A 23,569-nucleotide genomic window follows, 5' to 3' on the forward strand; every position below is an offset into this window, starting at 1 on the left:
CGGGCTTCAATGTCACCTTCCAGCGCCCTATCGGCCCAGGCCCCTCAAGTTGGAGATCACCATGGCTCACAAGAAACCTATCGGATCCTTTGTTGCTCTCGTCACGCCGATGAACGACGATGGCAGCGTCGATTACGAAGGCTTCCGCACGCTGCTCAACTGGCAGTATGAGCACGGCACCAGCGCGGTGCTGATTATGGGGTCGACCGGCGAAGTGTCGATGCTGTCGCCTGAAGAGCGCCGCGCAATCGTCGAGAAGACGGTGCCGATGCGCCCGGGCAACATGCAGATGTATTACGGCTGCACCGGCAACAACACCGAGACGACGATTGCCTATGTGCAGCACGCAAAATCTGCCGGCGCAGACGGCGCGATCGTCGCCGCTCCGGCCTATATCGGCGCCGACAATCAGGCGATCACCGACTTCATGTTCGAAGTGCTCGACAGCACCGATCTGGCGATGGGCTTCTACAACAACCCGCCCCGCGTGAAGACAGACCTGCACTGGACCGACATTCTCAAACTCGCCAAGCATGACAACATGGTCGTGTTGAAAGAATCGACCACACGCGTTGGCCAGGTCGCGCAGGTCGCAGCCGCCAAGCCGGACATGTCGATCATGTGCTGCTGCTCGCCGAATCTCGGCCTCGTGGTTCCAACGATGTCGCTCGGCGGCCACGGCACCGCCAACATGACGGGCAACCTGATCCCGGCAGAAATGGCGACGATCTCGACGCCATGGACCAAGGAAGGCGACGCAAGCGCGTTCCGCGAAGCCTATCTGCGTAACCTGCCGATCCTTCACTTTGCCTACTCGGCGATCAATCCGGTTGCTCCCAAGACGATGATGCGCGCGCTCGGACTGCCTTCCGGCCCGATGCGCAAGCCGCTGCAGCCACTGGCACCGGCCGCGCTTGAGGCAGGTCTCAATGCCTATCGCGAGCTGGGTCTGGACCGCAAATACGGTCTCGACATCCGTCCTGCCGCTATCGCCGCGGAATAAGATCCTCATCGCGCGTCACCGGCCCCGGTGACGCGCCGACAAAGGAAACAATATGGAACTTGGCATTAAAGGGCGCAAAGCGCTGCTCAGCGGAGCCAGCAAGGGTATGGGCAAGGCCTGTGCACTGGCCATTGCCCGCGAAGGCGCCGATGTGACGCTGGTTGCACGCAACCGCGACACGCTGGAAGCGACCGCTGAAGAAATTCGCGCGCAGACCGGGGTGACCGTCACCACTGTCGTGGCGGATATTACCACTGACGAGGGCCGCGCTGCCGCCCTTGACGCTTGTCCGGAACCGGACATCCTGCTCAACAATGCCGGGGGCATGCCGCCGGGTGATTTTCGTGACTGGTCCCGCGAACACTGGATCAAGGCCGTCGACGTGATGATGCTGCCACCCATCTTCATGATGAAGGCGACGATTGATGGCATGATGGAGCGCGGCTTCGGACGCATCGTCAACATCGCCTCGCGCAGCGTGAAAATCGCTCATGCCGAACTCGGCCTGTCGAACGGCGCGCGCTCGGGCCTTGTCGGCTTTACCGCCGGGATTGCGCGCGAGACGATTGCCAGCAACGTCACCATCAACAACCTTCTGCCGGGCATTTTCGAGAGCGATGGCCAGCGTGAGCACGTGGCCAAGCTCAGCGAATCGACCGGAAGATCGTTTGAATCCATCTGGGCCCAGCGAGCCGCCAAGAACCCGGCCGGCCGCTATGGTCGCCCATCTGAAATCGGCGCGTATTTTGCCTTCCTCGTCAGCGAGCATGCCGGGTTCATCACCGGGCAGAACCTGCTTATCGATGGCGGCGAATACCCCGGCACGTTCTGACGGATCGACAGATGAAGATTGCGGTCGCCGGTTTCCAGCACGAGACGAACAGCTTTGCAGGCACGGTTGCCGCGCGACGCGACTTCGATCGTCCGGGAGGCTGGCCACCGTTTTCTGTCGGTGCGGAAATGTACGACATCATCGCGAAGGCAGGCACTCCTGCCTCGGGAGCGATGATGGCGGCTGCCGCGCAATCGGTTGAGGTCGACGCACTGCTCTGGTGCCTTGCGCTGCCTTCCGGACCGGTGGAAGACGCCGCCTTCAATGACATTGCCGACGAGCTTTGCACCCGTCTGGAACAGGCGCTCGCCAATGGTGCGGATGGGCTCTATCTCGACCTCCACGGCGCGATGGTCACGCCGTCATTCGAGGACGCCGAGGGTGAGTTGCTGGCGCGCCTGCGACGCATTGCGCCGGCCCCGTTCCCGATCGCGGTCTCGTTCGACCTGCACGGCAATATTTCAGAAGCGATGGTGCATCACTGCACGCTGCTGGACTGCTACCGCACCTATCCACATACCGATCTGAAGGATACCGGCGCGCGGGTGATGTCGCGGCTGATCGACCATCTGCGTGGCAAAGCCGCGCCGCATCTTGCCTATCGCGCAGTGCCCTATCTGGCGTCGATCAACGATCAGTGCACTTTCGTCGAGCCCGCGCGCGGACTGCTGGCCTTCGGCAGCGAGCTGGAGCGCCATCCGCAGATCGATTGTGTCAGCCAGTTTTTCGGCTTTCCGCTCGCCGACATTGCCGATGCAGGCCCGTCGTTCATCGTGCAGGGCAGCGACCGAGATGCCGTCGAGCAGGCCGCCGACGCGATGCTTGCCAAATGGGTCGACGCCGAGCCGCTTTTCGCCACGCAACTGCTCGTGGCCGACGACGCCGTCGCGCAAGCCATGCGGCTGGCCACAGCACCGGGCAATGGCCCCGTGGTCATTGCCGACACGCAGGACAATCCCGGCGGCGGCGGGACTGGCGATACCACCGGCATGTTGCACGCATTGCTGGCCAGACAGGCCAAGGGCGCGGTGCTGGTGCATATCGCAGATGCCGATGCCTGCAGCGCTGCGCATGATGCGGGCGAAGGCGAGATCATCGACATCTCGATCGGTGCCAGCCAGACGCCACATCACGGCGCACCCGTCAGCGGCCCCTGGAAAATTCTGCGACTGGGGAGCGGCAGCTTCACCGGCGTTGGCCCGATGTATCGCGGCAATCCGATCGAGCTGGGGCCGGTTGCACTGCTTGAGCGCGATGGCATCCGCGTCATCGTCGCGCCGCGCAAGATGCAGGCCTCGGAACCGGGGCTTTTGCTTCACCTTGGCATCGACCCTCAAGCCGTTCCGATACTCGTCGTAAAAAGCTCCGTCCACTTCCGTGGAGCCTATCAGGACATGGCGCGCGCCATTATCCCCGCAATCGCACCAGGCCTCGTCGAGGCAGACCTTTCACGACTGGCTTACACCCGTGCGCTGCGAAAACCTGCTCGAACCCGCCCTTCTCAACCCTGAAGAGACCACTAGCATGATGAAGATCCGCAAGTACTCACGCATTCTCGGCTTCTGCGCTGCACTCGCCGGCGCCACGGCAATGACCGCGCCCGCCATGGCCGGTCCGGAAGACCAGTCGATCACCATCGGCATGGGCGAAGACTTCCCGACGCTTGACGCCTACATCAACACCGCCCGCGACGGTGTGGTGATCAGCATGCATGTCTTCGACAATCTCATCTATCGTAACCCCAAGACGTTCGAATACGAGCCGCTGCTGGCAACGTCCTGGGAATACATCGACGACAAGACACTGGAGTTCAAGCTGCGCGAAGGCGTCACCTTCCATGACGGCTCGCCCCTGACCGCCGAAGACGTCGCCTTCACCTTCAACTACTGGGCCGATCCGGCCAACGGCGCGCGCGTTCAGGCTTCGGTGTCCTGGATCGACCGGACGGAAGTTGTCGACGACTATACCGTTCGCATTCACTCCAAGACCCCGGCCCCAGCCGCTCTTGAGTTCGTCGCCGGTTCGCTGCCGGTTTATCCGTCCGATTATTTCCAGAAGGTCGGCGCCAAGGAATTCGGCCAGAAGCCGATTGCAGCCGGCCCCTACAAGGTCGAGTCCTTCGGCGACGGCCTTGTCAAGCTGGTTGCCCACGAGGGCTATTACGAGGGCGGCGCCAAACGCACCCCGTCGATCAAGACCGTCAACTGGCGCATCATCCCCGACACCGCCACCCGTATCGCTGAGGTCATCGGCGGCGGCGTCGATTGGGTCTGGAACGTCCCGTCGGATCAGGTCGAGCAGCTTGAAGTCGTGCCAACTCTCGATGTCTCGCTGGCATCGACACTGCGCATTGCCATGGTGACGCTGGATGCTGCCGGCCGCACCGGTGAAGGCAACCCGCTCACCGACGTGCGCGTGCGCCGGGCCGTGAACCATGCCATCGATCGCGAAACAATCGTCGCCAACCTCGTCGGTGGCGATGGCCAGGTCATCAACGTTCCCTGCCACCCTGTCCAGTTCGGCTGCGACCAGGACGCCGCCGTGGTCTACGACTACAACCCGGAAAAGGCCAAGGAACTGCTGGCCGAAGCCGGCTATGCGGATGGCTTCTCGGTGAAGCTGGGCAGCTACCGCGACCGTGCCCGCGCTGAGGCCGTCCAGTCTTATCTGGCTGCTGTGGGGATCAAGGCGGACCTGGAAGTCCTGCAGGCAAGCCCGTCATTCTCGAGCTGGCGCGAAGGCAAGATCGGCATGTGGTATGGCGATTGGGGCTCACAGTCGCTGGCTGACAGCTCGGCGTCGATCGGCAGCATGTTCGACGGCTCCAGCAACGATGGCGCACGCAACGAAAAGGTCAGTGCACTGGCCAAGGAAGCTGCTTCAGTGATGAATCCGGATGAGCGCAAGGCCAAGTACGCCGAAGCCATCAAGATCATCACCGAAGAAGCCTACTGGGTTCCGATGCACACCATCGTGATGGGCTACGCCTACAGCAACACGCTCGCTTTCGAGCCGACCCTGGACGAACTTCCGCGCTTCTACGACGCAAGCTGGAAGTAATCTGAACGCAATAAGCGGGCGGCCGTGCGGACATTCTGTTCGGGGCCGCCCGCTCACCTGAAGAAACGGCAAGCGAAATGCTGACCTATCTGCTGCGACGAGCCACCATGGCGGTGGTGGTGATGATGATCGTATCGATCATCTGCTTTGTATTGAGCAACGTTGCCTATGATCCTGCGGTCGGCATTGCCGGCGCACAGGCGACCGACGAAGATGTCGCCCTCATCCGCCAGACATATGGGTTCGACCGTCCGTTGCCGTCGCGCTTCATCGACTACCTTGGCAATCTCGCGCAGGGCGATCTCGGCGTTTCGTACCTGTCCAAAAGACCGGTCCTCGACATGATCCTCGAGCGCCTGCCGGTCACCGCCATGCTTGCATTTTTCTCGATGACGCTCGCCCTTGCGATTGCCCTGCCAATCGGCTGTGCCGCAGCGCTCTGGCCCAACACGATCATTGACCGGCTTTCTCAGTTTCTCGCCGTCGCCGGACAGGCGATCCCCAATTTTTGGGCCGGCTTGCTGCTGATCGTCCTTTTTGGCGTACAGTTGCGCTGGCTGCCGATCTCGGGTTCCGACACTTACGCCCACTTTGTTCTGCCCGCGATCACGCTTGGCACCTATGCCATGCCACCGCTGATGCGTCTCATCCGTGCTGGCATGATTGATGTTCTTGGCTCGGACTACATCCGCACTGCGCGCGCAATGGGCATCCAGCCCCTCAAGCTGACCTTCAAATACGCGCTGAAAAATGCCGTCCTTCCGGTGATATCGCTGTCCGCAGTCCAGCTCGGCTTCATGCTTGGCGGATCGATTGTGGTCGAATCGATTTTCGCGCTGAACGGCATCGGCTATCTGGCCTGGCAATCCATGTCGCGGTCCGACATGCCGGTGATCCAGGCCATCGTGCTGATGATCTCGATGATCTACATCGTCCTGACCCTCTTGGCCGACCTTCTGAACGCCTATATGGACCCCCGTCTGCGGAGCGCACGCAAATGACGACTGCAGCAACCATTCCTGTGCCGTTGCCCGACGAGGAGCAACTGATACCGCGTCGTGGCTTCTGGCGGCGCGCCCTGTCGCACCGCACATTCCTGTTCTCCGCGGCAATCCTGCTGATCATCACACTGATCGCGATCTTCGCGCCGATGCTGGCGCCGCACGATCCCTATCTGCAAAATATCGCAATGCGCCTGAAGCCACCCTTCTGGCATGACAAGACCGTCGCCGAGCACATGCTGGGCACCGACCAGCTCGGCCGTGACTACCTCAGCCGCCTCATCTATGGCGCACGTATCTCCATGACGATTGCCATTGGCGCAACGCTGATGTCGGCACTTATCGGCATCACGCTGGGCCTGATCGCCGGCTATTACGGCGGCTGGATCGACACTGCCATCTCGACCGTCATCACCACCCGCCTGTCGATGCCGATCATCCTCATCGCGCTTGCCGTCGTGGCGCTGATCGGCCCTTCGCTGACGGTCGTCATCGTCGTGCTTGGTCTGCTTTTGTGGGACCAGTTCGCGGTGGTCACCCGCGTCGCAACCCAGCAGGTCTGCGCCCGTGACTACGTCACCGCCGCGCGCGTCATCGGCAGCTCATTGCCGCATATCCTGTTTCGTGAAATCTTGCCCAATATCCGCGCACCGCTGATCGTCGTGGCGACGGTAGAAATGGCGCAGGCCGTGCTTCTGGAAGCCGCCCTCTCGTTCCTCGGTCTTGGTGTGCAGGCGCCCCTGCCGTCATGGGGTCTGATGCTGTCGGAGGCCAAGACCTCGATGTTCTTCAGCCCATGGATGATCGTCCTGCCCGGCTCATGCCTGTTTATCCTGGCGCTTGGTATCAACCTGATCGGCGATGCCTTGCGCGATCTGACAGCAGGAGGGCGCGGCTGATGCTGCTTCAGGTACGCGGTCTGCATGTAAATCTTCCCGATCAGGGCGAGCGGTTGCACGCCGTGCGGGGCATTGACCTTGATGTCGCCGAAGGCGAGACGCTCTGCCTCGTCGGCGAATCCGGCTGCGGCAAGTCGATGACCGCGCTGGCGCTGATGCAACTCCTGCCACGCGGCGCTCAGTTGCGCTCCGACAGGCTGCATCTTGGCGAAACGGATCTGTCTGCGCTGCCGGAGCGCAAGCTGTCCCAATTGCGCGGCCGCCGCATGTCGATGATCTTCCAGGAGCCGATGACCGCCTTGAACCCGGTCTTCACCATCGGCGATCAGTTGCGCACGGTCTATCGCCGTCACACGGGTGCGAGTGCGCGGGAAGCGCAGGCACGCGCAATCGAAATGCTGGAAAGTGTCGGTCTGACCAACGCATCCCTGCGCCTTGGCCAATATCCGCATCAATTGTCCGGGGGTCTGCGCCAGCGCGTGCTGATCGCCATGGCGTTGATGTGCGAACCCGAAATGCTGATCTGCGACGAGCCGACCACAGCGCTCGACGTGACCACTCAGGCGCAGATCCTGCGCATCCTCAAGGATGCCCAGACAGCACGTAAGATGGGCATGGTCTTCATCACCCACGATCTGGGCGTTGTCGCGCGCGTCGCCGACCGGGTCGCGGTGATGTATGCGGGGCGCATTGTCGAGCAGGGCGACCGCGCGTCGGTTCTGCGCACGCCGGCGCACCCCTATACCAAAGGCTTGATCGCATCTGTGCCTCGACCGGAAGGTGCCCAGCCCGGCACCCGCCGTCTGGCCAGCATCCCCGGCAACGTACCCGCTTTTCATCGCGAAGACGCGCGCTGCCCGTTCCTGTCGCGCTGCCCAGCCCGCATGGATGTTTGCGGTGCCGTGCCGCCACCTCTTCGTCAAGTGCCGACAGGGCAGGTGGTTTCCTGCCATTTGTCGCTTGATCTGCTGGAGCCCGTCCCTGCATGACCACCCCTCTTCTCGAAGCGCGCGATCTGAACCATGTCTATTTTCTGCGGCACGGCTTTCTAAAGCAGCCTGCCCCGCTACGCGCGCTCAATGGCGTGTCGCTGACGATCAATGAAGGCGAAATCCTGGGTATTGTCGGCGAATCCGGCTGCGGAAAATCCACGCTCGCTCGTATCCTGCTAGGTTTGGAGACGCCCACTTCCGGCGACGTGATCCTTGAAGGGCGACCCGTCTCAAGCTACCCGCAGCGCGAACGCGCGCTCGCGGTCCAGCCGGTGTTTCAGGATCCCTACGGATCGCTCAACCCTTCAATGTCGGTTGAGGATCTGATCGCGCTCCCCTTGCATGTCCACAAGATCGGCTCGCGCCAGGAACGCCAGCAAAAGGTCGCACGCATGGCCGAGCAGGTGGGCCTTCCCCGCCGTGCCCTTTCGGCGAGCCCCAATCAGCTGTCGGGCGGCCAGCGCCAGCGCGTTGCCATCGCCAGAGCGCTCGTTTCGGGGCCGCGTCTGGTGATCTGCGATGAGCCGACATCCGCGCTCGACGTCTCGGTTCAGGCTCAGATCCTCAACCTGCTGCTGGACCTGCGCGCTGAGCACCGGGTCGCCATGCTTTTCATCTCGCACAATCTTTCGGTCATCGAACATATGGCCGACCGGATGATGGTGATGTATCTGGGGCGCGTCGTGGAAGCTGGCTCAACGCAGCAGATTTTCGCCGCCCCTGCCCATCCCTATACCGCAGTCCTGCGCGATTCCGTGTTCAGTCCGGATGATGATGGAGGGGTGCCGGATCTCGGCTTGCGGGGCAATTTCCCGAACGCGATGAACATGCCGTCCGGCTGCGTCTTTCACCCACGCTGCCCCGTCGCGCGGCCAGAATGCGCCACCACCGAACCGTTCCTGACGCAGGCGCACGATGCCAGCCGCCAGAACGCCTGCCTGTTTCCGCTGAACTGAAGCATGTCTCCCGAAAGGGGCACCGGGTCATCGCCTCTCCCGGTAGCGATCGTGTCGTCAGCACTTCGTGCTGGCGACCATGACCGTGACGTCGTCTGACTGGCCGAACTCGACGGCAACGATATCGTTGAGCAGCACCGACCGGGAATCCACGGCGTGATAAAAGATCGCGCTGCCCTGGATCGCCTCGCGCATCGCGGTGATGTCCGTGGCGAAGTCTTCCAGCTTGGCGTTGATCGCTGAACGGGATGCAGTGTCCGCGCAATCTGGACCAAAACCGTGCAGGAACACGATCTTCAGATTGTCGACCGAGACACGTTTGCGAATCTGGGCCGCATTATCGCGGCTGTTCTCGATTGCTGCGATGACCCGTTGCTCGCGCGCCGTCGCCGTCTCGTCCGCGGTTTCCACCTCCGCGTCAACGATCGTGTCAATCGTCTCCTTGGCCGCCAGACCCTGTGCGTAGCCTGAAGGCGCGCAGAGGAATGCGGTGAAGAGGCCAAGCGAGGCCGCCGCCAGGAGGCGGCGGACTTTGAAGAAAAGATACGTATCCATGGGGCTTAAACCCATGGGACAGTATTTCGTTTCAAACAGTCGGGAATTCTTCAGCCACGTCGCCCACACGAGGCGACGTGGCTTAAAGCAATTCCGCGTTTCGAAGAGAAGCGGAATTGCGCAAAAGGCATCCTTGCGGCTCGTTATGCCGAATGAACGCTGCTCGAATAATGCGCGAACGCCTGGCTCAGTTCGTCACCCGCAAGGCCCGCACCCAGCAGGGACGACAGCAGCAGCCGCGACTTCAGACCGCCCAGATCACCGCCATGGATGATCCCACGCGCCAGAAGGTCGATCTCCGAGCCGGGGTAGTTATAGGTCGCGGTGAAGACCGGACCACCCGCGACACGTGTGCTGAGGACAACCGGGATCCTACGCGCTAAGGCCTCCATCGGCTCAACGTAAAGCGCCGGCACGTGTCCGGCACCCAGTGCCTCGACCACAACACCCGCATAGCCAAGTTCGGGCAACTGGCTGAGGATACGACCGTCATCACCGAGCACGCCCGTTACGAGCGCAACCGGTGCCCCATCCTGCTCCAGCCCCTTTGCAAAAGGCGCCTTGCGAGCCGGCCGCATCATCAGCTGCATGCGCCCCTCGATGACATGGCCGAGCGGTCCGCTTCCAACGGATTCGAAAGCGGATGGAATGAAGGTGCTGACCTTCTGCACGCGCCGCGCCGCGTGGATCGTATCGTTCAGAACGACGACCGTGCCGAGCCCGACAGCCAGCGGGTCGCTCGCCACCACGGCAGCGGCAAGAAGATTGGCCGGCCCATCGGCTCCGGGTGCCTGCGCGCCGCGCATTGCGCCGACCACCACGACCGGCCGCTCGGTCTGGACCACGAGGTCGAGCAGGAAGGCGGTTTCCTCGATGCTGTCAGTGCCCTGAACCACGATGGCACCGGCGAAATCTTCATTTTCCAGCCGCGTGGTGATCAACTGCGCCACTTCACGCAGATTGGCGAATGTCAGCGACGAACCCGGCAGACGGAACGGCGATACCGCCTCGATCTCGGCAACATTGGCGAGTGCCGGCACCGCTTCGACAAGGTCGGCACCTGTCAGCGTGGGGGTAATTCCGCCTCCGGCATTGGAGGTCATCGTGATCGTTCCACCCAGCGAAACAAGCAGTACACGCGGCAAGGTCATTCCATACTCCTCTGGCGCGCTCCGGCTGACCGAAACGCGCTTGTTCATCTACCGTCATGCGATCTGACCGCGATACCAGTCCATAATCTCGGCCCCGGTCCACATCACCACATCGTCCTTGGACAGGATGTAGTCATAAAGCATTTCCAGATACTTGATACGGTGCGGGGCACCGGTCAGATATGGGTGGATCGAGATCGCCATCACGCGCGGGATATCCGCACCTTCCTGATAGAGCCGATCGAACTGGTCCTTGCCACGGCGATAGATCTCATCGGAAGGCGACTGCTGAATAGCAGTCATCACGACGTCGTTGATCTCGACCGTATAAGGCACCGACACGATGTCCCCGGCGCGCGTGCGCAGTGACACCGGCTGATCGTCCAACACCCAATCGGCGACATATTCGATGCCGGCTTCTGCAAGCAGATCCAGCGTCTCGTCGGTCTCGGTCAGGCCGGGGCTTTCCCAGCCGCGCGGAGCTTTGCCGGTAAACTTGCGGATGGCTTCGATCGTATCGTTGATCGCCGCCTTCTGATCTTCGACGCGGTGCATCGGCTGCTGCACGAAGCCGTGCCCCATGAAGTCCCAGTCGGCATCAAGCGCTGCCTGGCAAACCTGCGGGTAAAGCTCGCACACCGTGCCGTTGACCGCGAAGCTGGCCTTGAGGTTGCGCTTTGTGAGAACTTCATGGAAGCGCCAGAAGCCGACGCGCATGCCATATTCGTGCCAGGCCCAGTTCGGAACGTCCGGCAGCAAGGGCTGCCCCATCGGCGGAGGCAGCACGGTGCGTGGCATCGGCCCGGTGGGACGCCAGTTTTCCGCGTTGACGATCGTCCACACTGCGACGCGCGCGTTGCCGGGCAGTGTCAGCTTCTTGCGATCAGTGATCGGCGAATAGTCGAGGCGCTGCCGCAGCGAAGCCCCGGTCATCTGTTCCGTCATGCCAGATCCTCTCCCAAAAGGGCCAATGCCGTGCCGCCGCAAATGCTGCGCCGCTGTGCGTCAGACAGCCCCGGTGCCGCGTTGATCGTCTTCAGCGGCTCCTCGTCCCCCATATCGAATGGTGCATCGGTGCCAAGGAAGACCTTGTCCGCACCAACCAGTTCCGCGAGGAACGAAATCGAGCGCGGCTCAAACACCACCGTATCGAAGTAGAACCGGCGCAACAGTTCCATCGGCGATGTCTTCGAAACTGCGTGGGTCTCGCCGCGCATCTCATGGCCGCGCACCAGACGACCGATCTGATACGGCACATAACCACCGCCATGGGCTAGCCCGAGCTTCAGCTCCGGCAGATCGTCGAGCGTGCCGGAGAACATCAGATCCGCCACCATCAGCGCCGTCTCCAGCGGATTGCCCACCAGATTGGTGAGGTAGTAGTCCTCAAGCCCCGACTTGTTGCCGATATAATAGGGGTGGGTCATCACGAAGACGCCCAGTTCCTGCGCGCGCCGCAGAACGGGGCGGAAGCGCGGATCGCTGAGCTTGGTGTCCTCGATGCGCGTGCCGATCTCGACCGCACGGAAGCCATGGACGCTGACGATGCGCTCAAGTTCCGCAATCGCCGCATCGGGATGCTGCATCGGCAAAATGCCCATACCGCGCAGGCGGTCCGGACGCTCGGCGACCATTTCGGCAACGCCGTCATTGACGAGGCGCGTCACCGCGCTCGCCAGTTCTTCTTCGGCCCAATAGGTGAAGGTCGGCGGCGCGGGCGACAGCACGGAAATGTCGAGCCCCTTGCGATCCATCGCCGCGAGCTTCGCCGACACGTCGGTGAACTCGGAGAACAGCGGATAGACGTAGCCCTGCTCGTGAACGACCTTGCGCTCGGCGCCCGAGCCTTCAACACGCGCCATCAGGGCGAGAGTCTTATTCTCGATGGCATCGACGAAAGACTGCGGAATGACGTGGCTGTGAAAATCAATATTCATGGTGTGCTCAGCTATACCGTTTCGGCTGGCCGTCATCGGCGTACCAGTCGAATTGGGCGTCAGACAGATTGACGATGATGTTCTGGATCTGGGTGTATTCCTCGTAGGCGACGAGCCCGTTCTCGCGACCGAGGCCGCTCATTTTGAACCCACCCCACGGCGATGCCGGATCGATGCGATGATGATCGTTGATCCAGGTGATGCCCGACTGCAGCTTGTGCGCGACACGATGAGCGCGCGCGACATCGCGGGTCCAGATGCTGGTCGCCAAGCCGAACTCGGTGCCGTTGGCGATGGCAATTGCCTCCTCTTCGGTGTCGAAGGGGATGACGCAGACAACAGCGCCAAATATCTCTTCCTGGGCAATACGCATCTGCGGCGTCACATCGGTGAAGATCGCCGGGTGGATATAGTAACCGCCATCGAACGCCTTGCCTTGCGGGCGCGTGCCGCCGAAGGCCAGCGTTGCGCCATCTTCTTCAATGCCAATGCGAATGTAGCGTTCGACGGTCTCGCGCTGGCGTGCCGACACCATCGGCCCCAGCTGCGTGGCTTCATCCTGCGGATCGCCGAGCTGGATTTTTCCCGCGCGCTCGACCAGCCGCTTGACGACTTCATCATGGATCGAGCGGTGAACCAGCAGGCGCGAACCCTGCACACAGGTCTGCCCGGTGGCGATGAAAGAGGCAAACAGGGTCGCCGACACCACACGGTCGATGTCCATGTCCTCGAACGCGATCAGAGCCGCCTTGCCGCCAAGTTCCGCCGCCACCTTCACCAGATTTGCACCTGCAGCAGCTGCGACACGCTTGCCGGTCTCGGTGCCGCCGGTCAGGTCGATCTTGCGCACCCGCGTGCTCGTCGTCAGCGCCAGCCCCGCCGTTGCGCCAAAGCCCGGCACCACGTTGTAAACACCGTCCGGCACCCCCGCTTCCTTCAGGATCTCTCCCAGAAGCAGCGGCGTGATCGGCGCCAGCTCAGATGGCTTGACCACCATGGTGTTGCCCGCCGCAAGCGACGGCACGACTTTCTTGGTCAAGATCAAGAGCGGATGGTTCCACGGCGTAACGTGTCCAACGACGCCCAGCGGAACGCGGCGCGTGTAGTTGAGATAATTGCCCGCAAATGGAGGAACCGTGTCTTCATGGGTGCGCGCGACCGCGCCGAAATAGGAGAACCACTCCGGCAGCCGGGCGAGCTGCACCGTCATTTCACGGCGGGCGCGACCGATCTGGTCGATCTCGATCGTCACCAGTTCGGGCAGCCTTTGGCGCAGGATCTCTGCCGCACGGTGCATGATATCACCGCGCTCTGCCCCCGAAAGCGAGGACCACGCATCGAAAGCCCGCTCCGCCGCATCCAGTGCTGCATCAATATCCGCCGCGTCGCCTTCCGCAACCGTGGCGATGATATCGCCGTTCTTTGGATTTTCGACGGTAAAGGTCTTGCCGGAAATCGCCGGACGATAGGCCCCGTCGATATAGAGGCCCCATTCCTTTGTCATGTGACAACTCCTCCCAGTGGCGCGGTCATGAGACCGCGCACCGAATTGGTCATTCCTCACCACACAGTGCTGCGCGGGCTTATTGAACGACGAGATACTTCATCAACGAGCTGTGATCCGTGCGGACCTCTGCGGCGGACGCCTCATGGACGATGCGACCCGTCTCCATCACGTAGACGCGGTCGCAGACGGCCAGTGCGCTGTAGAGATTCTGTTCGACCAGAAGGATGCCGAGGCCGGTTTTGCCCAGCTCCGCAATGATGGTCTCCAGATGTTGCACCATGACAGGAGCGAGACCTTCCGAAGGTTCGTCCATCAGCACCACTTCCGGATCGATCATCAGCGCCCGCCCGACTGCGAGCATCTGGCGCTCGCCGCCCGAAAGCTGGTTACCGCGGTGCGAACGGCGTTCGGCAAGGCGCGGGAACATGTCGAAGATCTTTTCCGCGGTCCAGCCTTCCTTGACACTGGTCGGCTTGATCATGGTCAGATGCTCCGTCACCGTCAGCGACGGAAACAGCCGGCGGCCCTGCGGCACCAGCGCAATCTTGCGCTGCGCGACGCCGTGCGGCTTGAGCCCCAGAAGCTCCTCGCCATTCCACTTGATCGAACCCGCACGCACCTGCGGCTGGGCCAGGCACATGATCGACCGGATCAACGTGGTCTTGCCCATGCCGTTGCGGCCCAGAAGTGCGACGACCTCACCCGGCTTCACGTTCATCGTGACGCCGTTCAGAACGAGCGCCTCGCCGTAGAAACTTTGAACATCCTTGATTTCAAGCATGATCGCGCGCCTTTCCGAGATAGACGTCCTGAACCTTCTGGTCCTTGCTGATGGAATCGGGTGAACCTTCGGCGAGGAACTCGCCATTGTTCAGACAGGTCACCCAGTCCACGAGCTTGAGAACCAGATCCATGTCGTGCTCGATCAGGATCACGGTCAGGTCGCGCGGCAATGACTGCACGATATCGGTTACGATGACGCGCTCGGCTGGCGATAGCCCCGCCGCTGGCTCGTCCAGGAGCAGCAGCTTTGGTTTGCTGACGAGCGCCATCGCCATTTCCAGCTGGCGCTGCTCACCATAGGACAGGTCACGCACCTCGGCCCCGGCACGTTCCCTGAGCTTCGACAGTCCGAGCGCGTCATCGATGCGCTCCTGATCGTCGTCTGTTGGCTCCGCGCTGCCCAGCAGCGAGAACTTTCGCGACGACGTTCCCATCAGCGCAAGTTGCATGTTCTGACTGACAGTCAGCGTCGGAAACAGGTTGGTAATCTGGAAGGTGCGGCTCATGCCAAGGCGCGTGCGCACATGCGCCGACTTGCGGGATACATCGACACCATTGAAGGTGACGCGCCCGGAGGTCGGCATGTGCACACCCGTAATGGCGTTGAACAGCGTGGTTTTGCCGGCGCCGTTAGGCCCGATGATGGCACGCCTTTCACCGCTTTTTACAGTGAGTGAGATGTCCTTGACTGCCTTCAGCGCACCGAAGGCAACAACGACGTTATCAAGAATAAGGACAGGATCCGACACTTTATCTCGCTTCTTCGGCGCTGTGGGGAGGCGCGTGGCCTCCCCATGCATCGAGTGACTTACTTCTTGATGCCCTGGTAGTCGCGCGAGAAGGCCGGCGACTTGAGGTACTCTTCCGGATCGTAGGTCCAGAACTGCGACACCTGCTCATAGGTCTCGATCGGCACGTTCCAGAACTTGCCTTCGTCGTTCTTGACCACTTTGCGGATGTAGATGTCGTAGACCGGGTTGCCGTAGTCATCGAACTTGACCGGACGGCCGAGTGGTGAATTCGGCAGTTCGCTCGCCAGCACAGTGTCAATGAACAGGTCGCGATCCGAAATGTCGCCATTCAAGGATTCGATCACCTGGCCGACCCACAATGCCCCGGAATAGTGCGAGAAGCCGTAAAGCGACGGCATCTTGCCGAACTTCTTGGTGTAGTTCTCGACAAACTTGCGGGTTTCGGGGTTTTCGGAGCCTTCAGCGAAATGCGCCGAGGAGATGACCCCTTCGCACTCGTCGCCCATCGTGCGGATCACCGACTGATCGGTGAAGTTCTGCGCGCCGAGGAGCGGCAGGTTGCCCTTCAGGCCGAAGTCCGAATACTGCTTCAGAAAGCGGGTCGCGTCTGCGCCCAGTTCCATCGCAAACACGGCATCCAGGTTCATGCTCGCCAGCTGGCCGATATAGGGGCTGAAATCGGCGGTATTGAGCGGGTTCCACAGCTGCGCGACGATCTCGCCGCCACCTTCGCTGAAGACCTGCGCAAAGCCGGCGCACTGCTCGTGACCGAACGAGTAGTCCTGGCCAATCGTTGCGACGCGCTTGTAGCCCTGCTTCAACGCCCAGTCTGCAAGCGGACGCGACATCTGGCTGGCCGTGTAGCCGGCCACACGGATCACGTTGCGGATGCGCTGGCGCTGGGTCAGATCGTCAGCAGCGATCACCGGGATGAAGTACGGGGTACCGTTGTCCTTGACGTAGTTGGCAACCGCCAGACCGGTGTTTGCCAGCAGGTTGCCAAACAGGAAGTCCACCTTCTCCTGCTCGACCAGACGACGTGCCTTCTGCAGTGCGGTGTCCGGGTTTCCGGCATCGTCTTCGGTGATGATCTCGACCTTGCGGCCGGCGATCTCATGGCCGCGCTCTTCCCAGAACAGGTTGAAGCCTTCTGCAATCTCACGCCCACCAGCAGCCACGACGCCGCTGAGCGGGGTCATCAGGCCTATGCGGATCGGCGCATTGTCCGCACGCAGGATCGCCGGGGTCGCCAGCGTACCGAACGCCGATGCTGACAAGACCGCACCGGTTGACTTCAAGAATTGTCTGCGTTGCATGTGTAATCCTCCACTTTGCAAATGTCTGAATAATTTCAGGACTTCTTCCCGACCCGGAAAATCCTCCGGATCGCGCCGAGCACACCCTCCGGTGCGAAGATCATCGTCGCGATGAACATGAAGCCGAGCACCATCGGCCAGCGGGCCGTGTACTGACTGACAAAATTCTCCAACAGGATGATCGCAGCTGCGCCGATAAACGCCCCGAACAGGGTTCCGATACCGCCGAGGATCGCCATCAGCAGTCCCTCGACCGACTGCGAAAGCTGGACCGTCGACGGGCTGACAAAATTGTTGAACAGCGCATAAAGAGCGCCCGCGACACCGGCAAAGAAGCCGGTCGTCGTGAAGGCGATGAACATATGCGTCGCGCAACCATAGCCAAGGCTGCTCATCCGGCTTTCGCTGTCGCGAATACCGCGCAGGGTCAGACCGAATGGCGACTGCACCAGGCGCCAGATCACGGCAGACAGCGTCAGGACGATGCCGAGGCAGATGTAGAAGAACACCGTCGGATCGTTCAGCCACTCCGGCCGACCGACGCCGCGAAGGCCGTTCTCACCACCGCTGACACTCGTCCAGCGCAGCGCAACGCCCCACACGATCATGCCCAGTGCCAGGGTCAGAAGCAGGAAATAGACGCCGGAGACGCGGGACGCCAGCATTCCGAAGACGGCTGCAACGAGCGTTGCCGCAAGGATGCCAAGCGCGACGGCAACGATAGGCGATCCGCCCACCACCGAGGTCCAGTAAACCACCACATAGGTGGACGCGCCGAAGATCGCGCCGTGACCGAGCGAGGTCCGCCCGGCGAAACCGGCCAGAACGTCGATCGACATGGCCAGAAGCGCGAAGATCAGGATTTCGGTGGCAATGCTGATCTGGTAGTTCGAGCCGAACATCGGCACGATCCCGAAAACCAGCAGCACGATGGCAATTGCAATGATTGCCGGCCTGTTTTTGGCGAAGCTGTCAACGAGCATCACACAGCCCTTCCAAAGAGACCAAGGGGCCTGAATGCCAGGATGGCGGCCATCGGTCCGAAGATGACGAAGTAGGCAAGTTCCGGGAACATGACCTGACCGATCGTGTTCAACAGACCCACCAGGAGCGAGCCGACGGCAGCGCCAACGAGGCTTCCGCGACCACCGATGATCACCACCGCAAGCGAGAACACGAGGATTTCGGAATCCGCTGTCGGGTAGAGCGTCAGGAACGCACCGCCCACAACGCCGCCCAGCCCCGCCAGCGATGCGCCGAGCATGAAGGTGGCAAGGAAGACGCGGCGGATGTTGATACCCATCGCCTCGACCATTTCGGCATCATCGACGCCGGCACGGATCAATGCGCCGAGACGCGTGCGGTTGAGCATCAGCCAGAGCGCGGCAAACACCGCAACGCCGAGCAACAGCACGAAAATGCGGTACTTGGGATAGAACACACCGCCAATGGTGGTCGCGCCCCGCAGCATCTCCGGGATCGGCACCGAGAAGGTGTCGCCACCCCACAGAACCAGCGCGAGGTCGTTGAGAACGAAGGCAACGCCGAGCGTGAGAAGCACCTGGCGAAGATCGAAGCCACGCACGAAACGCAGCAGACCCTCGTCAAGCAGAAGCCCCATCAGGGCCACGCACAGCATGGAGGCGAGAACGCCAAGGAAGAAGTTGCCGGTGGAACCGGCAACCGTGTAGCCAATATAGCCGCCGAAAAGATACAGCGCGCCATGTGCGAGATTGACGATGCGCAGCAGGCCGAAAATCAGCGTGAAGCCCGAGGCCACGATGAAAAGCAGCGACGCAAAGGTCAGTCCGTTCAGCAACTGGATGAGGTTGAGCCCTCCCACGTCACTTCCCCTTCAATGCGTTTGGACGCTGCTCGAGGTACCAGTCGTAGATCTGCTCGCCGGTCCAGAACGCAACGTCCGGCAGGCGGCTGATTTCCTCGAGGATACGGCGGAAATGAATGGCGCGATGCGGCGCACCCATGATGTAGGGGTGCAGGACCAGAGCCATCACGCGGGCCGAATTGGCGCTGTCGTGGTAGAGCTGGCGGAACTGATCCATGGCGCGGTCGTGGTATTCGCTCGCCTTGTGGTGCTGGATCAGCATCATCGCAACGTCGTTGCATTCCTGGGTATAAGGAATGTTGACGATCGGGTTGGTGCGCGTCTTGAGGACCACCGGCTCGTCGTCGAGCACCCAGTCACAGACATATTCGAAGCCCTCTTCGACCAGCAGATCCGGGGTTTCCCAGGTTTCCGTGAGGCCAGGCCCAAGCCAGCCGCGCGGGAACTTGCCGGTGAAGGCCTTGATCGCCTCGGCGGTGGCGCGAATGTCGGCGCGCTCGTCAGGAACCTTCTGCATGTTCTTCTGGCCGAAGCCATGGCCCATGAATTCCCAGCCGCGATCCAGTGCCGCCTTCGAAATCGCCTCGTAGGTGGTGACTGCCTTGCCGTTGATGGCCAAAACGGCCTTGATGCCGTGGTTGTCCAGCATCTCCAGCAGACGCCAGAAACCGACGCGGTTGCCATATTCGTGCCACGCCCAGTTCGGGATGTCCGGCGACGGCGATCCACCGGCTGGCGGCGTCAGAACCGTACGCGGCATGGTTTCCTTCGGATCCCATTCCTCGATATTGACGATGACCCAGACAACCATGCGCTTCCCGTCCGGAAGCTTCAGCGGCTCGCGCTCGCTGATGGCTGAAAATTGGATGCGTTCTGTCGGCAACATGGGGCTTACTCCTCCTTCGGCCCGATAGAAAATGTCAGGGTCTCGACCCCCTCGACGGCCACGCTCACGACGTCGCCGGGCACAATCGCGCCGACGCCGGCAGGCGTGCCAGTCATGATGATGTCGCCCGGCTGCAGGCGGTATTGCGCAGACAGGCGTGAGACGATCTCCAGCGGACCCCAGATCATCTGGGCCAGATCACCGCTTTGGCGCAGTTCGTCATTGACGCTAAGGGTGATCGAGCCGGACAGCCTGTGCCCGCACTCTTCGACCGGCGTGATGACGCCGCAGGCGCCCGAATGGTCGAAGCTCTTGCCGATTTCCCACGGCAAACCGTTCTTGAAGGACTCGCGCTGGCGGTCGCGGCGCGTCAGATCAACGCCGGCAGCATAGCCGAACACCACGCTTCCGGCCTCTTCGACCGAAAGATTGTATCCTGCGGCGCCGATCGCGATGACAAGCTCGCCCTCATACTGAAAATCATCGGTCGCGGTCGGATACGGCACCACCGCCCCGTCGGTCACGACCGAGTCTGTCGGCTTCTGGAAGAAGAAAGGCGGATCACGCTCATCTCCTTCCTTCATCTCGCGAATATGGTCGAGATAGTTACGCCCGACGCAATAGACGCGGCGAACTGGAAACCGCTCTTCGCGGCCCGCAACGACCAATGACGTCACGACCGGATCAAATACAAATTCCACGCAGATTCCCTCACTTAATCCTCCTGCGCGAACCCGCTGGCGCTGGGCTCATCGCATCTCCACGGTCAGATTAAATACAATCTTGCCGGAGTCAAAGGATTTTGTGTACAATCTGAAAAATTACGGTTCCTCGCTGATCGACAGGCCGCCATTGTTGGCGCGTGTTGAAATCCAGTCGCGGCAAGCCTTAATTGCTAGTGGATTAGAAACCCTGTGATATTGTCGTCCGCAGGGTGGGGTACAGCGCAGGAAAAAAATGAAAATCACCGCGGTAGCTGAAACGGAAACGACTACTCGAAGTGTATCCATTGCAGAAACATTGCGGTGCGCGATCCTTGCCGGAGAGTTTTCGCCGGGCGAACGCATGATCGAAATCAACCTCTCCGAACGGCTCAATGTTTCTCGCACGCCGATCCGCGCCGCTTTTCAGGCGCTCGCCGGAGAAGGACTTCTCGTCCACACGCCCAACAAGGGCTATTACGTGCGTGAATTCAGCCTTGAGGATATCGTTCAGGCCTATGAGATTCGCGCAGCGCTCGAAGGCCTCGCTGCCCGCCGCGCCGCTCAGGCCGGCATGACGACGGAACAGATGGAAGCGGTCGAGGAAGCATTGAGCGCCGGCGATGCGCTTGTCGATCAGGAGGCCTTCACCCCCGAGGATCGCAGCCATTACGGCCAGATCAACAAGACCTTTCACGACATCGTTCACGCGGCCGGCGGCTCGACGATGATTCGTGACATGCTGCGCATCTCGCAGCAGGTTGCGCCATCATCGCACCACAACGTGATCGCGTTTGAACCGCGCGACGTACGCCGGCGCCATGACGACCATCACCGCATCTACGAAGCGATCCTGACCCGTGACGGTGGCCGCGCCGAAATCCTGATGCGCGACCACGTCGAAAGCGTGAAGCTGTCGCTGATCCGCACATTACATTCCAAGCCGCACGCCGAATGAACGGGCGGCGATGCCGCCCTCAGTCGTGAATCAGCGGGACTGGGCCTGCTTCCATTCAGCGTAAATTCCGCTGGCGCTGTCATGGGCTGTGCCGGCGTGCTCCAGCTTCATTTTCAGCTCGGCCGCAGGATTGGCCAGCTCGCCATAAAGCCATGCATTGGACAGTCCGAATGGCGCGCCATCGTCGTTCGAATAGGCATGAACCGCGCGCTCGACCCCGGCAATGCGCATGGCCGCCAGGCACATCGGGCATGGCTGACCGCTTGCGTACATGGTCGTTCCGCTCAGATCCGGCGAATTGAGTGCGCGCGTGGCAGCACGCAATGCCGCCATCTCCGCGTGGTCGGTCGGATCGTTCGTCTCGAATGTCTGATTGACGCTCGAGGCTACGACCTGGCCATCCTTGACGAGAACCGCACCGAACGGGCGTCCGCCCTTGGCGATATTGCCCTGCGCAAGTTCAATTGCCTGCTGAAGAAAAGCCTCATCCCGGTTCACGTCAATCCTCCCTTGCGTGCTCGTCTCTTCCGATAACGATCCCCGGCTATAGCGCGGCCGGATTATTTCGCAACGGGCAAACGAAAATCATCATCCGATCACGATCCTGTTCGATAACCGGTCTGGCATTACGCTGTCCGATGCACTAACTATCGGGCGATTCTTGGCGGGGAAGAATTGTCTCCCTGATTGACGGAACGGCGACAACGATCATGGTCATCTACGAGCGTTTCTACGTGTTTGCGGGCGTCGCAATTCTCACGGTGCTGGCTCTCATCGGATCGCTGTATAGCCCTTGGCTTCTTCCTGTGGCGCTCCTGTCTGGTGTCCTGACCGCCGTGGGCGTGCATGATGTCATTCAACGCAGGCATTCGATCCTGCGCAACTATCCGATCATCGGCCATCTGCGCTTCATATTCGAAAGCTTCCGCCCCGAGATCCGGCAATATCTGATCGAGAGCGACCGCGACGCGGAGCCGTTCAGCCGGCAGGATCGTGGCCTTGTCTATCAGCGCGCCAAGGGTGACGAAGACAAGCGCCCATTCGGCACCATCGAAAATGTCTACGCTTCCGGCTATGCCTGGCTCACTCACTCCGCCGTGCCGGTTGTGCTCCACGACACCGATTTTCGCGTGCGCATTGGCGGGTCGGCCTGCCGTCAGCCTTATGATGCCAGCCTCTACAACATTTCGGCGATGAGCTTCGGCTCGCTGTCGGCCAATGCCATTCTCGCTCTGAACTCGGGCGCCAGGAAAGGCCGCTTTGCGCATGACACGGGCGAAGGTGGCATCAGCCGCTATCATCGTGAAGCTGGCGGCGATCTGATCTATCAGGTTGCATCCGGCTATTTCGGTTGCCGCAACGATGACGGCAGCTTCTCGCCGGAGAAGTTCGCGGTGATCGCCGCAGACCCGCAGATCAAGATGATCGAACTGAAGTTGAGCCAGGGCGCGAAGCCCGGACATGGCGGCATGCTGCCAGCTTCGAAGATTTCGCCGGAGATTGCCGAAGCCCGCGGCATTCCGATGGGCGTCGACTGCATTTCGCCGCCGGCCCACAGTACCTTTTCGACCCCCATCGGCCTGATGCAGTTCATCGGCCAGCTGCGTGAACTGTCCGGCGGCAAGCCGGTCGGTTTCAAATTGTGCATCGGCCATCGCCGCGAATTTCTCAGCATGGTCAAGGCGATGCTGAAGACTGGCGTCGTTCCCGACTTCATCGTCGTCGACGGGGCCGAGGGCGGCACCGGCGCAGCACCTGTCGAGTTCGCCAACCGGGTCGGCATGCCGATGCTGGAAGCCCTGACCTTCGTGCACAACGCCCTGCGCGGTGCAGGCATCCGTCATGAGGTCAAGGTCGGCGCGGCCGGCAAGATCATCTCTGCCTTCGACATTGCCCGCACGCTCGCGCTGGGCGCCGACTGGTGCAATTCGGCGCGCGGCTTCATGTTTGCAGTCGGCTGCATTCAGGCGCAGTCCTGCCATACCAATCGCTGCCCGGTTGGCATTGCGACACAGGATCCCTCGCGCCAGCGCGCGCTCGATGTCGGCGACAAGAGCGACCGGGTCGCCCGCTTCCACCACAACACGATGCGTGCGCTGGGCGAGATTGCCGGCGCAGCCGGGCTGACCGACCCGCGCGACTTCATGCCGTACCACTTCATGTTCCGCCAGAAGGACAATGAGCTGGTCGACGGCAACGAGGCATATCCCTATCTGCCGGAAGGCTTTCTTCTGGCCGATGAGGAAATTCCGGAACTTGCCGACTGGTACGGCCGCTGGGATCGCGCCACCTCCGACAGCTTTGCGCCGCCTGAAATTCCGCACGGCCCGTTTACCCGGCGCTCTGTCTCGCGAGCGCAAGCCAGCGCCACCCAAACCGCTTAGTCGTCCACCGCTTCGATGCCGGAAGTTGGATTCCGGCATTGGACACGCAG

At 61.4% G+C, this 23,569-nt stretch carries 23 protein-coding genes; 10 read left to right on the forward strand and 13 right to left on the reverse strand.

Going from position 1 to position 23,569, the window contains the following annotated elements; genetic code table 11:
- Nucleotides 1–61: 61 nt before the first annotated feature.
- The 8 genes from BMZ42_RS02800 to BMZ42_RS02835 all read left to right on the forward strand — a co-directional run bounded on the left by BMZ42_RS02800 (nt 62) and on the right by BMZ42_RS02835 (nt 8,743).
- Complete coding sequence (locus BMZ42_RS02800) at nt 62–1,003, forward strand: dihydrodipicolinate synthase family protein (protein WP_091518318.1); 942 nt, start codon at nt 62–64, stop codon at nt 1,001–1,003.
- A 52-nt stretch (nt 1,004–1,055) separates the two neighbouring features.
- Entirely contained in the window at nt 1,056–1,835 is a 780-nt protein-coding gene (locus BMZ42_RS02805; RefSeq protein WP_091518320.1) for an SDR family oxidoreductase, read from the forward strand.
- 11 nt (nt 1,836–1,846) lie between these two features.
- Entirely contained in the window at nt 1,847–3,346 is a 1,500-nt protein-coding gene (locus tag BMZ42_RS02810; RefSeq protein ID WP_091518322.1) for a M81 family metallopeptidase, read from the forward strand.
- A 13-nt stretch (nt 3,347–3,359) separates the two neighbouring features.
- A complete protein-coding gene (locus tag BMZ42_RS02815; protein ID WP_091518325.1) occupies nt 3,360–4,895 on the forward strand; it encodes an ABC transporter substrate-binding protein in 1,536 nt (511 codons plus the stop codon).
- Between the two features lie 77 nt (nt 4,896–4,972).
- A complete protein-coding gene (locus tag BMZ42_RS02820) occupies nt 4,973–5,896 on the forward strand; it encodes an ABC transporter permease (RefSeq protein WP_091518326.1) in 924 nt (307 codons plus the stop codon).
- Nucleotides 5,893–6,795, forward strand: coding sequence for an ABC transporter permease (locus tag BMZ42_RS02825; protein ID WP_091518328.1), 903 nt, complete (start codon nt 5,893–5,895; stop codon nt 6,793–6,795). The genes BMZ42_RS02820 and BMZ42_RS02825 overlap by 4 nt, the downstream gene beginning before the upstream one ends.
- Complete coding sequence (locus BMZ42_RS02830; protein WP_210185195.1) at nt 6,795–7,784, forward strand: ABC transporter ATP-binding protein; 990 nt, start codon at nt 6,795–6,797, stop codon at nt 7,782–7,784. Before BMZ42_RS02825 ends, BMZ42_RS02830 begins: the two co-directional genes overlap by 1 nt.
- A complete protein-coding gene (locus tag BMZ42_RS02835) occupies nt 7,781–8,743 on the forward strand; it encodes an ABC transporter ATP-binding protein (RefSeq protein ID WP_091518330.1) in 963 nt (320 codons plus the stop codon). The genes BMZ42_RS02830 and BMZ42_RS02835 overlap by 4 nt, the downstream gene beginning before the upstream one ends.
- A 57-nt stretch (nt 8,744–8,800) precedes the next feature.
- On the opposite strand, the gene BMZ42_RS02840 is transcribed toward BMZ42_RS02835, so the two are convergent.
- The 12 genes from BMZ42_RS02840 to BMZ42_RS02895 form a co-directional block, all read right to left on the reverse strand.
- Nucleotides 8,801–9,298: a hypothetical protein gene (locus BMZ42_RS02840; protein ID WP_091518333.1), complete on the reverse strand. Its 498-nt coding sequence runs from the start codon at nt 9,296–9,298 to the stop codon at nt 8,801–8,803.
- Between the two features lie 143 nt (nt 9,299–9,441).
- A complete protein-coding gene (locus tag BMZ42_RS02845; RefSeq protein ID WP_091518465.1) occupies nt 9,442–10,449 on the reverse strand; it encodes an asparaginase in 1,008 nt (335 codons plus the stop codon).
- 54 nt (nt 10,450–10,503) lie between these two features.
- Nucleotides 10,504–11,394, reverse strand: a complete 891-nt coding sequence (locus BMZ42_RS02850; RefSeq protein ID WP_244523129.1) for a polysaccharide deacetylase family protein — start codon at nt 11,392–11,394, stop codon at nt 10,504–10,506.
- On the reverse strand, nt 11,391–12,386 hold the full coding sequence (locus tag BMZ42_RS02855; RefSeq protein ID WP_175556615.1) for an amidohydrolase family protein: 996 nt from the start codon (nt 12,384–12,386) through the stop codon (nt 11,391–11,393). The genes BMZ42_RS02850 and BMZ42_RS02855 overlap by 4 nt, the downstream gene beginning before the upstream one ends.
- 7 nt (nt 12,387–12,393) lie before the next feature.
- Nucleotides 12,394–13,890 (reverse strand): aldehyde dehydrogenase, encoded by a 1,497-nt coding sequence (locus BMZ42_RS02860; RefSeq protein WP_091518338.1) that lies wholly within the window; start codon nt 13,888–13,890, stop codon nt 12,394–12,396.
- A 79-nt stretch (nt 13,891–13,969) separates the two neighbouring features.
- Entirely contained in the window at nt 13,970–14,674 is a 705-nt protein-coding gene (locus BMZ42_RS02865) for an ABC transporter ATP-binding protein (protein ID WP_091518341.1), read from the reverse strand.
- Nucleotides 14,667–15,425 (reverse strand): ABC transporter ATP-binding protein, encoded by a 759-nt coding sequence (locus tag BMZ42_RS02870; protein ID WP_091518471.1) that lies wholly within the window; start codon nt 15,423–15,425, stop codon nt 14,667–14,669. The genes BMZ42_RS02865 and BMZ42_RS02870 overlap by 8 nt, the downstream gene beginning before the upstream one ends.
- Nucleotides 15,426–15,484: 59 nt before the next feature.
- On the reverse strand, nt 15,485–16,744 hold the full coding sequence (locus BMZ42_RS02875) for an ABC transporter substrate-binding protein (RefSeq protein ID WP_091518343.1): 1,260 nt from the start codon (nt 16,742–16,744) through the stop codon (nt 15,485–15,487).
- A 35-nt stretch (nt 16,745–16,779) separates the two neighbouring features.
- The gene (locus BMZ42_RS02880; RefSeq protein ID WP_091518345.1) at nt 16,780–17,727 is read right to left on the reverse strand and encodes a branched-chain amino acid ABC transporter permease; all 948 of its coding nucleotides are present in this window, start codon (nt 17,725–17,727) and stop codon (nt 16,780–16,782) included.
- Complete coding sequence (locus tag BMZ42_RS02885) at nt 17,727–18,587, reverse strand: branched-chain amino acid ABC transporter permease (RefSeq protein WP_091518347.1); 861 nt, start codon at nt 18,585–18,587, stop codon at nt 17,727–17,729. Before BMZ42_RS02885 ends, BMZ42_RS02880 begins: the two co-directional genes overlap by 1 nt.
- Before the next feature lies 1 nt (nt 18,588).
- The gene (locus BMZ42_RS02890; protein WP_091518349.1) at nt 18,589–19,476 is read right to left on the reverse strand and encodes a polysaccharide deacetylase family protein; all 888 of its coding nucleotides are present in this window, start codon (nt 19,474–19,476) and stop codon (nt 18,589–18,591) included.
- A 5-nt stretch (nt 19,477–19,481) separates the two neighbouring features.
- On the reverse strand, nt 19,482–20,177 hold the full coding sequence (locus BMZ42_RS02895; RefSeq protein WP_091518352.1) for a fumarylacetoacetate hydrolase family protein: 696 nt from the start codon (nt 20,175–20,177) through the stop codon (nt 19,482–19,484).
- 256 nt (nt 20,178–20,433) lie between these two features.
- Between BMZ42_RS02895 and BMZ42_RS02900 the strand changes: the two genes are divergently transcribed.
- Nucleotides 20,434–21,135 (forward strand): GntR family transcriptional regulator, encoded by a 702-nt coding sequence (locus BMZ42_RS02900; protein ID WP_091518354.1) that lies wholly within the window; start codon nt 20,434–20,436, stop codon nt 21,133–21,135.
- A gap of 30 nt (nt 21,136–21,165) precedes the next feature.
- Here the strand turns inward: BMZ42_RS02900 and BMZ42_RS02905 are convergent, their stop codons facing one another.
- Complete coding sequence (locus BMZ42_RS02905; RefSeq protein WP_091518357.1) at nt 21,166–21,633, reverse strand: nucleoside deaminase; 468 nt, start codon at nt 21,631–21,633, stop codon at nt 21,166–21,168.
- Nucleotides 21,634–21,845: 212 nt separating this feature from the next.
- Here BMZ42_RS02905 and BMZ42_RS02910 point away from each other — a divergent pair, with 212 nt between their 5' ends.
- Nucleotides 21,846–23,519, forward strand: coding sequence for an FMN-binding glutamate synthase family protein (locus BMZ42_RS02910; protein ID WP_091518359.1), 1,674 nt, complete (start codon nt 21,846–21,848; stop codon nt 23,517–23,519).
- Nucleotides 23,520–23,569 lie beyond the last annotated feature (50 nt).

The sequence above is a fragment of the Aquamicrobium aerolatum DSM 21857 genome (assembly GCF_900113935.1).
In the GTDB taxonomy this organism is placed as follows: domain Bacteria; phylum Pseudomonadota; class Alphaproteobacteria; order Rhizobiales; family Rhizobiaceae; genus Aerobium; species Aerobium aerolatum.

What these genes read in the sequence shown, in the direction of transcription:
- BMZ42_RS02800 (WP_091518318.1), top strand. Translation starts at nt 62, where the DNA reads ATGGCTCACAAGAAACCTATCGGATCCTTTGTTGCTCTCGTCACGCCG.
- BMZ42_RS02805 (WP_091518320.1), top strand. Translation starts at nt 1,056, where the DNA reads ATGGAACTTGGCATTAAAGGGCGCAAAGCGCTGCTCAGCGGAGCCAGC.
- BMZ42_RS02810 (WP_091518322.1), top strand. Translation starts at nt 1,847, where the DNA reads ATGAAGATTGCGGTCGCCGGTTTCCAGCACGAGACGAACAGCTTTGCA.
- BMZ42_RS02815 (WP_091518325.1), top strand. Translation starts at nt 3,360, where the DNA reads ATGATGAAGATCCGCAAGTACTCACGCATTCTCGGCTTCTGCGCTGCA.
- BMZ42_RS02820 (WP_091518326.1), top strand. Translation starts at nt 4,973, where the DNA reads ATGCTGACCTATCTGCTGCGACGAGCCACCATGGCGGTGGTGGTGATG.
- BMZ42_RS02825 (WP_091518328.1), top strand. Translation starts at nt 5,893, where the DNA reads ATGACGACTGCAGCAACCATTCCTGTGCCGTTGCCCGACGAGGAGCAA.
- BMZ42_RS02830 (WP_210185195.1), top strand. Translation starts at nt 6,795, where the DNA reads ATGCTGCTTCAGGTACGCGGTCTGCATGTAAATCTTCCCGATCAGGGC.
- BMZ42_RS02835 (WP_091518330.1), top strand. Translation starts at nt 7,781, where the DNA reads ATGACCACCCCTCTTCTCGAAGCGCGCGATCTGAACCATGTCTATTTT.
- BMZ42_RS02840 (WP_091518333.1), bottom strand. Translation starts at nt 9,298, where the DNA reads ATGGATACGTATCTTTTCTTCAAAGTCCGCCGCCTCCTGGCGGCGGCC.
- BMZ42_RS02845 (WP_091518465.1), bottom strand. Translation starts at nt 10,449, where the DNA reads ATGACCTTGCCGCGTGTACTGCTTGTTTCGCTGGGTGGAACGATCACG.
- BMZ42_RS02850 (WP_244523129.1), bottom strand. Translation starts at nt 11,394, where the DNA reads ATGACGGAACAGATGACCGGGGCTTCGCTGCGGCAGCGCCTCGACTAT.
- BMZ42_RS02855 (WP_175556615.1), bottom strand. Translation starts at nt 12,386, where the DNA reads ATGAATATTGATTTTCACAGCCACGTCATTCCGCAGTCTTTCGTCGAT.
- BMZ42_RS02860 (WP_091518338.1), bottom strand. Translation starts at nt 13,890, where the DNA reads ATGACAAAGGAATGGGGCCTCTATATCGACGGGGCCTATCGTCCGGCG.
- BMZ42_RS02865 (WP_091518341.1), bottom strand. Translation starts at nt 14,674, where the DNA reads ATGCTTGAAATCAAGGATGTTCAAAGTTTCTACGGCGAGGCGCTCGTT.
- BMZ42_RS02875 (WP_091518343.1), bottom strand. Translation starts at nt 16,744, where the DNA reads ATGCAACGCAGACAATTCTTGAAGTCAACCGGTGCGGTCTTGTCAGCA.
- BMZ42_RS02880 (WP_091518345.1), bottom strand. Translation starts at nt 17,727, where the DNA reads ATGCTCGTTGACAGCTTCGCCAAAAACAGGCCGGCAATCATTGCAATT.
- BMZ42_RS02890 (WP_091518349.1), bottom strand. Translation starts at nt 19,476, where the DNA reads ATGTTGCCGACAGAACGCATCCAATTTTCAGCCATCAGCGAGCGCGAG.
- BMZ42_RS02900 (WP_091518354.1), top strand. Translation starts at nt 20,434, where the DNA reads ATGAAAATCACCGCGGTAGCTGAAACGGAAACGACTACTCGAAGTGTA.
- BMZ42_RS02910 (WP_091518359.1), top strand. Translation starts at nt 21,846, where the DNA reads ATGGTCATCTACGAGCGTTTCTACGTGTTTGCGGGCGTCGCAATTCTC.